The organism is Achromobacter sp. D7-1 (assembly GCF_059760445.1).
This window is the reverse complement of the sequence record NZ_JCBAMT010000141.1, coordinates 1-10,003: the sequence shown is the minus strand read 5'-3', so window position 1 is coordinate 10,003 and position 10,003 is coordinate 1. Positions and strand designations below refer to the sequence as shown.

General features: G+C 66.2%; 7 protein-coding genes. 3 read left to right on the top strand and 4 right to left on the bottom strand.

From position 1 onward, the window contains the following. Window positions 1–29 precede the first annotated feature (29 nt). Entirely contained in the window at window positions 30–1,229 is a 1,200-nt protein-coding gene (locus AC6LKD_RS31855) for an ABC transporter substrate-binding protein (protein WP_013395056.1), read from the bottom strand. Window positions 1,230–1,549: 320 nt separating this feature from the next. Between AC6LKD_RS31855 and AC6LKD_RS31850 the strand changes: the two genes are divergently transcribed. Next, entirely contained in the window at window positions 1,550–2,386 is an 837-nt protein-coding gene (locus AC6LKD_RS31850) for a FadR/GntR family transcriptional regulator (protein ID WP_498118474.1), read from the top strand. A gap of 72 nt (window positions 2,387–2,458) precedes the next feature. Here AC6LKD_RS31850 and AC6LKD_RS31845 read toward each other — a convergent pair whose 3' ends face one another. Genes AC6LKD_RS31845 through AC6LKD_RS31835 form a run of 3 tightly spaced genes read right to left on the bottom strand, consistent with a single transcriptional unit; the run spans window position 2,459 to window position 5,886 of the window. Beyond that, a complete protein-coding gene (locus AC6LKD_RS31845) occupies window positions 2,459–3,445 on the bottom strand; it encodes a Bug family tripartite tricarboxylate transporter substrate binding protein (RefSeq protein ID WP_498118473.1) in 987 nt (328 codons plus the stop codon). Window positions 3,446–3,499: 54 nt separating this feature from the next. Beyond that, complete coding sequence (locus AC6LKD_RS31840) at window positions 3,500–5,002, bottom strand: AMP-binding protein (protein WP_498118472.1); 1,503 nt, start codon at window positions 5,000–5,002, stop codon at window positions 3,500–3,502. Further along, complete coding sequence (locus AC6LKD_RS31835) at window positions 4,999–5,886, bottom strand: SDR family oxidoreductase (protein ID WP_492276324.1); 888 nt, start codon at window positions 5,884–5,886, stop codon at window positions 4,999–5,001. Before AC6LKD_RS31835 ends, AC6LKD_RS31840 begins: the two co-directional genes overlap by 4 nt. A 148-nt stretch (window positions 5,887–6,034) precedes the next feature. On the opposite strand from AC6LKD_RS31835, the gene AC6LKD_RS31830 reads away from it, so the two are divergent. Both AC6LKD_RS31830 and acnA read left to right on the top strand, forming a co-directional pair. Then, the gene (locus AC6LKD_RS31830) at window positions 6,035–6,964 is read left to right on the top strand and encodes a LysR family transcriptional regulator (protein ID WP_498118471.1); all 930 of its coding nucleotides are present in this window, start codon (window positions 6,035–6,037) and stop codon (window positions 6,962–6,964) included. Window positions 6,965–7,254: 290 nt separating this feature from the next. Next, window positions 7,255–9,960 (top strand): aconitate hydratase AcnA, encoded by a 2,706-nt coding sequence (gene acnA / locus AC6LKD_RS31825; RefSeq protein WP_498118470.1) that lies wholly within the window; start codon window positions 7,255–7,257, stop codon window positions 9,958–9,960. Window positions 9,961–10,003: the final 43 nt, after the last annotated feature.

The window sequence follows — 10,003 nt, the reverse complement described above, 5'->3', positions numbered from 1 at the left end:
CGTCCGCGGTCGCCCGCCTCAGGGGCGCGCTACAGCTTGCAGCCGGTCTCCGCGGGCGGCAGGAAAGAGCGGCCGCTATGCACGATCTCGGCATAGTCGTCCTTGTCCTTCATGTCCTTCTTGGCGCGGCCCTTGAGCAGGTAGTAGTTCTTCAGGACCTGGTGGTCTTCCTTGCGGATTTCCTCCTTGCCCGTCAGGCCTTCGTAGGCCATGCCCTCCATCACGGCGATGACCTTGGCCGGGTCGGCGCTGCCGGCCCGGGCGATGGCGTCCAGCATGATGCGGGTGCAGATGTAGGAGCCCGCCAGGCTGTAGTTGGGATTGGCGCGCGTCTTGTCCCGGGACAGCTGCACCAGTTCCTTGTTCAGCGGCGAGTCGATGCCGTGCCAGTACTGCGCGCCGAAATACACGCCTTCGCACAGGTCGGCGCCCAGGCCTTCGAACTGTTCCAGGCCCGACGCCCAGGCCACCAGGATGGTGCAGTTCTGCTTCATGCCGAAGCTGACGGCCTGGCGCAACGTGTCCGAGGACTGCGAGCCGAAATTCAGGATCAGCAGCACGTCCGGCTTGGCCGCCATGGCGTTGGTGAGGTAGCCGCTGAACTCCTTCTCGGTCAGCGAGTGGTAGCTGTTGCCCACATGCTCGATGCCTTTTTCCTTGAAGATCGCCTTGGCCGCGCCGAGCAGGCCGTCGCCGAACACGTATTGCGGCGTGATGGTGTACCAGCGCTTGGCGTTGGGCAGCTTTTCGAGCAAGGGGCGCACGGTCTGTTCGATGGCGCCGAAGGTGGGTACGGACCAGCGGAAGGTCGCGCGGTTGCAATCCTTGCCGGTGATTTCGTCCGCGCCCGCGGTGGTGATGAAGACGCCGCCGGCGCGCTCGACTTCCTTGCCCATGGCCAGCGCCTCTGATGACAGGATGCCTCCGGCGAAGAACTTGACGCCCTTCTGTTGCGAGATTTCCTGCACCTTGCGCACCGCCGTTGCCGGCTTGCCCTCGGTGTCCAGCACGGTGTAGGCCAGCGGCCGGTCCAGCGCGCGGCCGTACTGTTCCAGCGCCAGTTTCATACCCAGGTCGGCGTACTTGCCGTTGGCGGCAAAAGCACCCGACATGGGCACCGGACACCCGAACTGGATGGCATCGGCTTGCGCCAACGCGGACCGGGCGGCCCACAATGATCCGGGCACCGCGCCAAGCGCGGCCATTTTCAGCAGGTTGCGGCGATTCAAGATGGTTCTCCCTGGCTGCCGCTGGCGCTGCCGCGGCATATTGACGATGTCGGGCGCGCACCATGCGCGTCCCCATTCCGACTCTGTCTGCTCCGAGCTCCCGTGCCAGGGCCGCCGCCACGCGGGCGTACTCGCAAGTCCTGGCGCTTCGTGCCTATACTGCGACTACCATCCTATTTATCATGATAAATAGGATTATTATCATGATCAGTTTGGCGAGCCGGCTCTGTCAATAGCGGGCGCATCAGGTATAACCCGGGGTCCGCGCAGTACCGCCACGGGGCCACCCCGCGCACACCACGCAGCAACGGAGGAACGCAATGGCGTTCAACAGTCATGACCTACAAGCCGCGGGCGCGTCGAGTCCGCCCAAGCGCAGCGACCTGGTCGCCGAGGAGATCAAGCGGCTGATCACGGCCAAGAACCTGTTGCCAGGCGACAAGCTGCCGCGCGAGAGCGAGTTGCAAAGCATGTTCTCGGTCAGCAAGAGCACCATGCGCGAAGCGCTCAAATCGCTGGAGGTGCAGGGACTGGTGAAGGTCAGCACCGGACCGGGCGGCGGCGGCACCGTGGTCGAGGTGCCGCTGGACCGCACTTTCCAGCTGATGCAGAACTACCTTTTCTTCAAGGAAGTGCGGATCGAGGACATCTACCAGGTGCGCAAGCTGCTGGAGCCCGAACTGGCAGCCAGCGCCGTGCCCTTCCTGACAGAGGCGCATTTCGCCGCGCTGGAGGAAAACATCGCCTGCTGCGATCCGTCCGCAGAACATGTGGACGATCCGCTGGCACAGCGCCAGGAAGAGATCAATTTCCACGACATCTTCGCCGCGGCCTGCCCCAATCCGTTCCTGCGGTTCAGCTGCGAGATGACCAACGAAATGATCCGGCAACTGACCGTGTTCGACAACGAGATGCCGTTGTCCGAGCAGCAGCGCTTCGGCAGCGCCAACGCGGGTTTCCACCGCAAGATCCTGGCGGCGGCGCGCGAGCGGGACGTCGAACAGGTGCGCGACCTGATGAGCGAACACATGCAGGACGCGATGCGCTCGGTCAAGCGCATGCACGGCAAGCTCGAAGGCCGGCTGATCCTGGACTCCGAGATGTCGCGGCGCAACGTCACGCGCAAGGCGCGGCGCGGCGGCGGCAAGAAGGCCTGAGGGCGGCGGCCGCTTGCGCCAACCCTCAGGCGGTGCGAACCAGCCAAGCTCACTCCCCCGGCCGTTGCCGACTCAGTCCAGCTTGATGTGATTGGACTCGATCACCGCGCCCCAGCGCTGGCGGTCTTCCTGCACATAGGCGTCGACGTCGGCCTGGCTGCGCGGCGCCTGGATCACCAGGCCCAGCGGTTCGAAGCGGCCGCGGAACGCCGGATCCTTCAGTACCTTGTCCAGCGCCGCCTGCAGGCGCTGCGCCTCGACCTGCGGCACGGCGCGCGGCACGGCCAGGCCAAACCAGGTGGCGGCGCGGAATCCCGGAAAGCCGCTTTCCGCCACGGTCGGCACCTCCGGCAGCACGGCCAGCCTTTCCGCGGTGGTGACGGCCAGCGCTTTGATCTTGCGTTCCCGCACCAGCGGCAGCGACGTGCTGACCACGTCCACCATGAGTTGCGTGTCGTTGCCCATCAGTGAGGTCAGCGCGGGCGCGCTGCCGTTGTACGGGATATGCGCCACGTCCATGCCGGTGCGTGATTTCAGCAGTTCGGTCGCCAACTGCAGCGGATTGCCGATGCCCACGGAGGCGTAGTTCAGCTTGCCAGGCTGCGCCTTGGCATAGGTGACGAATTCAGCCAGCGAGCCGGCCGGCACCTCGTTGTTGGCCACCACCACCAACGGCAATTCGGCGGCGATGCCGAGCACGCGGAAGTCGCGCGCGGCGTCATAGGCGATGCGCTGGTAGAGCATGGGATTGAGCACCATGCTGGCGTTGCTGGCGAGAAAAACCGTATAGCCGTCGGGTGCGGATCGCGCTACCTGGGTGGCGGCGATCATGGTGTTGGCGCCGGGCTTGTTCTCCACGACCACGGGTTGCCCGAGATCGCGCGACATGCCCTCGGCCAGCACCCGCGACAATTGGTCGGCGGATCCTCCTGGCGTGTACGGCACGACCAGTTTGACCGGCTTGTCCGGAAACGCCGCCAACGCGGCACCGGGGCCGGCGAGCGCGAAGATCGTTGCGGCCGCGATGCGACGCAGCCTGTGGTTCAGTCCATATGCCATGCTTGTCTCCCGAGCTATCGTGCTCTTGTTGTCGCGGCCGTGCGCCGCTCTGCGCTATACCTTGCGCTGCCTGCCCGCCCAGAATTCGGCGCGCAGCCTGCGCTTGGCGATCTTGCCGTTGTCGTCGCGCGGCAGTTCCGCGCGCAGTTGCAGTTCGCGCGGCACCTTGTAGCGCGCGAGCCGTTGCGCCAGCCATTGCGTCAGCGCCTCGGCCTCGGGCGAGGCGCCCGCCGCGGGCTGCACCAGCGCCATCAGCCGCTCTCCGTATTCGTCATCGGGCACGCCGAACACGGCGCAATCCGCCACGCCCGGATACTGCATCAACTGATGCTCGATCTCGGCGGGATAGATGTTCACGCCGCCCGAGATCACCAGATCCGATTCGCGGTCGCATACGTACAGATAGCCGTCCGCATCCAGATAGCCCAGGTCGCCCAGGCCGATGAGCCCGTCCTTCTCGACTTCCGCGCGGGCCTGGGGATTGTTGCGATAGGTAAAGTCCGCATAGGCCGGCTGGCGCACGTGGATCCGCCCGATTTCGCCCGCCGCGCAAGGCGACCCGTCCTCGGCATAGATCCTGATCTGCGCGCCGCCGACGGGCCGGCCGGCGCTGCCGGGGCGGGCGAGCGCTTCGTGCGAATCGATGACCGTGACCATCCCGGCCTCGCTGGAGGCATAGGTTTCATGGATGACGGGGCCCAGCCATTCGATCATGGCGCGCTTGATTTCCGGCGCGCAGGGCGCGCCGGTCGAGGCCACGAAGCGCAGCGACGACAGGTCGTGCGCGGCGCGCGCGGCGGCATCCAGCTTCAACAGGCGCACGTACATGATGGGGACCAGGTAGACCGTATCGATGCGATGCGCCTCGATCAGGCGCAGCACCTCGATGGGGTCGAACCTGTCGGTCAGCACGAAGGTCTCGCAGACCCGCAAGGCGACCTGCGCGTACACGCTGGGCGCGCTGTGATAGATCGGCGCGGGCAGCAAGGCGCGGGAGCCCGGGCGCAGGCCGTAGGCCGCTTCCACCACCGCTTCGACCTGTTGCTGGTGGCGCGCCAGGTGCTCCAGCGGAAATGGCGCGCGCACCACGCCCTTGGGCCGGCCGGTAGTGCCGGAGGTATAGGCCATGTGGCCGCGCGGCGCCACGCGCGGACCATCGTAGGGCGGCTGGCTGTCGCGCCACGCGTCGTAGTCCGCCTGCCCGGGCTGCGCCGCGCCAAGGCCGGCCAGCAGCACAGGCAGACCGGCCGGCAGCGCATCGCGCAGCGGCTGCCACAGGTCGGCATGGGCGATCAGCAGCCGGGCGCCGCTATCTTCAATCAGGAACGCCACTTCGGCGGCAGTGAAATGCCAGTTGATCGGGCAGTAGTAGCAACCCAGCCGCTTGCAGGCGTGGATGATCTCCAGGTAAGGCAGGCCGTTGCGCAACAGCACGGCGATCACGTCGCCTTCCCGCACGCCCATCGCAGCCAGGCCGGCGGCGACCTGCTCGCCGCGCGCCGCCAGCGCGGCGCCTGACAGACGCTCGCCGCCCGCATGGATGGTGCTGTCCGTCATGAGGCCTCCGTGCTGCGCTGCGCCTTGTCCTGCGCGGTGCGCGCTTCGATCGCCTGGCGCGCGGCAGCCCAGTCCGCGTCGCTCCATTCGGCGTACTGCTTGAAATAGGCGCCGTTGGCCAGATAGTCGCCGCCATCCAGCGCGATGGTCTGGCCGTTGATCCAGTCGTAGCCCGGACTCAGCAGGAAAGCGGCGAGTTCGCCTATGTCGTGTCCGGTGCCGAGACGCCGCATCGGGTTCTGCTGCGTCTGGGTGTCAGCGCCCTGGTCCTTGGGCCGCAGGCGCGCGCTGGCGCCTTCGGTCGGAATCACGCCCGGCGCGATGGCGTTGAGGCGAATGCCGTGGCGGCCCCATTCGATGGCCAGCGACTTGGTCATGGCGTCTATGCCGGCCTTGGACATGGCCGAGGGAACCACGAAGGGCGAACCGGTCCAGACCCAGGTCACCACGATGGACAGCACCGCCCCGCCCGTGCCTTGCGCAATCCAGCGCTTGCCCACGGCCTGGGTGGTGTAGAAGGTGCCGCGGAACACCGTGTCGGCGATGGCGTTGAAGCCGCGGGGCGAGAGCTTCTCGGTGGGGCTGATGAAGTTCCCCGCGGCGTTGTTGACCAGACCGGTCAACGCGCCATGCCCGGTCCAGATGGCTTCGACGGCGGCGTCCACCGCCTCGGCATCGCGGATATCCACCGCCTGGACGTGGACCTCCGCGCCGTAACGTTGGCGCAGGCCGGCGGCGGCTTCTTCCAGCACGGCGGCGCGGCGCCCCCACAGGTGCAGCGACGCGCCCAGCGCCGCCAGCCGCTCGGCCATGGCGTAGCCCAGGCCGGTGCCGCCACCGGTGACGAGGATGCGCTGGCCACGGAACAGGTCGGCGCGGAACATGGTTTGCGGGGCGGTCCCGCCGGGCTGGTTTTGAGGCATGGCCTGGTCTCCTGTTTGGTGGAGGCCAGAATATCAACCAGCGCCACGCCGCGACAATCCCGCAGTTTGCGTAAACTATGTTTCCTCACAGTCAACAATAAGACCGCGCATGCCCGCCCTGCCCGCGTTGGATCTCAATCTGATACAGCTGTTCGTCACCATCGTCGACGCGGGCACGCTGAGCGAAGCGGCGGTGCGCCACGGCGTGACCCGTTCGCACGTCAGCCGCAACCTGCAGAAGCTGGAACGGGCTTTCGGCGCCCAGCTCATCCGGCGCAGCACCCGCAGGTTGGAACTGACGCAGCAAGGCTCGGTGCTGTATGAACACGGCGCGCGCATGGCGCGCGAGGTCGAATCCGCCCGCCACGCCTTGCAGAAGCTGGGCTCGGAACCGGCGGGCCATGTCCGGCTCAGCATTCCCACCGGGCTGGGCGAGCTGGACCAATTGCGCCCGCTGCTGGTGAGCTTCGCCCTGCGCCATCCCTCGCTGACCCTGCGCGTGCTGTTTTCCAACCGGGTGAGCGACCTGATTTCCTCGGAAATCGATGTGGCGTTGCGGGTGATGACCACCCCGCCCCAGGATTACGTGGCGCGCGCGCTCGGCGACGTCAAATGGGTGCTGTGCGCGGCGCCCTCTTATCTGGAACAATTCGGCGCGCCGGCCCATCCGCGCGACCTTGCGCGCCTGCACTTCCTCGGTCCGCCCGATCCCAGGCCCCTGGTCACGCTGCGCCTGCGCCGCAAGGACCAACTGCACGAGGCCAAGCTCGCGCCGCGGCTGCAGTCGGAGTATTTCCCGTTCCTGGCCCAGGCCGCGCGCGCCGGCGCGGGCGTGGCGCTGCTGCCCGCCTATGTGGTGTACGCGGACATCGCGGCGGGCCGCCTGACGCCCGTGCTCCCCGCCTACCAAGCCATGGGGCCGGGCGACAAGCTGTTCATCCTGACCACGCCCAATCCCTACCCCTCGACCGCGCAGCGCGCGGTGGTCGATTTCCTGCGCACGGAGCTGACCACGCTGCTGCGCCATTTCCTGGCATAGCGGCCGGGCGGCCGCCATCGTTCCCGGCTCGCCGCGGCGCGCCGCAACATCCGCGTAGGACTTTCTTGATAAAAGAGGCTTGCGGCTCGCGCGCGCCTCGGCCAGAGTATCGGGTGAGGCCAAAAGCCGCGCCGCCCCTGATTGCAGTAGGGGAACTTTGACGGTCCGGCCAAGTCTTATATAAGATATAAGACATGCAACCGCGCAGGCGTCAGTCTCACATAGAATGACAAATGCCCAAAAACGCCAGAAAATGCCGGCTTCAACCGGGCAAAACCACGGAGTCCATCATGCCGCACAACACCCTAGACACCCTCAAGAATTTCAAGATCGGCAATAAATCCTGTCAGTACTATTCGCTGCCGGCGCTGGGCAAGTCCCTCGGCATCGACGTGCAGCGGCTCCCGGTTTCGATCCGCATCGTGCTGGAGTCCGTGCTGCGCAATTGCGACGGCAAGAAGGTAACCGAAGAGCACGTCAAGCAGCTGGCCAACTGGCAGGCCAATGCCCGCCGTGAAGACGAAATTCCGTTCGTGGTGGCCCGCGTGGTGCTGCAGGACTTCACCGGCGTGCCGCTGCTGGCCGACATCGCCGCCATGCGTTCGGTGGCCGACAAGATGGGCAAGAGCCCCAAGAGCATTGAACCGCTGGTGCCGGTGGACCTGGTGGTGGACCACTCGGTCATGATCGACTACTTCGGCACCAAGAATGCGCTGGACCTGAACATGAAGCTGGAATTCAAGCGCAACCAGGAGCGCTACCAGTTCATGAAGTGGGGCATGCAGGCGTTCGACACCTTCGGCGTCGTGCCTCCGGGCTTCGGCATCGTCCACCAGGTCAACCTGGAATACCTGGCGCGCGGCGTGCACCTGGACAAGCAGAACAACGTCTACTACCCCGACTCGCTGGTGGGCACCGACAGCCACACCACCATGATCAACGGCATCGGCGTGGTGGGCTGGGGCGTGGGCGGCATCGAAGCCGAAGCCGGCATGCTGGGCCAGCCCGTGTACTTCCTGACCCCCGACGTGGTCGGCGTGGAACTCAAGGGCAAGCTGCGCGGCGGCGTCACCGCCACCGACCTGGTGCTGACCATCACTGAAATGCTGCGCCGCGAGAAGGTGGTAGGCAAGTTCGTCGAATTCTGCGGCGAAGGCACCGCCAGCCTGTCGGTGGCCGAACGCGCCACCATCGGCAACATGGCGCCGGAATACGGCGCCACCATGGGCTTCTTCCCGGTCGACGAACGCACCATCGACTACTTCCGCGGTACCGGCCGCACGGAAGACGAAATCGCCGCCTTCGAAGCCTACTTCAAGGCCCAGAAGATGTTCGGCGTGCCCAAGGCAAAGGACATCAATTTCACCAAGCTGCTGACGCTGGACCTGTCCACCGTCGCGCCGTCGCTGGCGGGCCCGAAGCGTCCGCAGGACCGCATCGAGATCGGCAACGTCAAGAACACCTTCATCGACCTGTACTCCAAGCCGGTCGCCGAGAACGGCTTCAACCAGCCGGCCGAAAAGCTAAAACAGACGTTCACCACCAGCGCCGGCACCAAGGTCAAGAACGGCGACGTCCTGATCGCCGCCATCACGTCCTGCACCAACACGTCCAACCCCAGCGTGCTGCTGGCGGCCGGCCTGCTGGCCAAGAAGGCCGTGGAAGCCGGCATGACGGTGCCCAAGCACATCAAGACCTCGCTGGCCCCTGGCTCCCGTGTGGTCACTGAATACCTGACCAAGACGGGCCTTCTGCCCTACCTGGAAAAGCTCGGCTTCGACGTCGCCGCCTACGGCTGCACCACCTGCATCGGCAACGCCGGCGACCTGACCCCGGACCTGAACGAAGCCATCACCGGCAACGACCTGATCTGCTCGGCCGTGCTCTCGGGCAACCGCAACTTCGAAGCCCGCATCCATCCGAACATCAAGGCCAACTTCCTGGCCTCGCCGCCGCTGGTCGTGGCCTACGCCCTGGCCGGCACGGTCACGCGCGACCTGATGACCGAACCCGTGGGCCGCGGCAAGAACGGCGACGTCTGGCTGGGCGACATCTGGCCGACCACCGAGGAAGTCGAGTCGCTGCTGAAGTACGCCCTGGACCCCAAGGCCTTCGAAGCCAACTACGGCCAGGTCAAGAGCAATCCCGGCAAGCTCTGGGAGAACATCAAGGGCGTCACCGGCGACACCTACAACTGGCCTGATTCCACCTACATCGCCGAGCCGCCCTTCTTCGACGGCTTCGGCATGACGCCGGGCGCGATGCCGGCGGTCAAGGGCGCGCGCGCGCTGGGCGTGTTCGGCGACTCGGTCACCACCGACCACATCTCGCCGGCCGGCTCCATCAAGGAAACCTCGCCCGCGGGCAAGTGGCTGAAGGAAAACGGCGTCATGAAGGCCGACTTCAACAGCTACGGTTCGCGCCGCGGCAACCACGAGATCATGATGCGCGGCACCTTCGCCAACGTGCGCATCAAGAACCTCATGATCCCGGCGCTGCCGGACGGCAGCCGCTTCGAAGGCGGCGACACCCTGTTCCAGCCCAGCGGCGAGCAGATGTCCATCTATGACGCGGCCATGAAGTACGTCGGCGCCGGCACGCCCACCGTGGTGTTCGGCGGCGAAGAGTACGGCACCGGCTCGTCGCGCGACTGGGCCGCCAAGGGTACCCAGCTGCTGGGCGTGAAGGCCGTGATCACCCGCAGCTTCGAACGCATCCACCGCAGCAACCTGGTCGGCATGGGCGTGCTGCCCCTGCAGTTCAAGGGCGCGGACAGCGTGCAGTCGCTGGGCATCACCGGCGAGGAAACCTATGACATCTCGGGCCTGGAAAACGGCATCAAGCCGATGCAGGACGTGACGCTGACGATCACCCGCAAGGATGGTTCGAAGCAGGACGTCACGGTGCTGCTGCGCATCGACACCCCGATCGAGGTGGACTACTACCAACACGGCGGCATCCTGCCCTTCGTGCTGCGCCAACTGCTGGCGGCCTGATCCCTGCCTGATCAGCAAAGCAATGCCCCGGCAACCGCGAGGT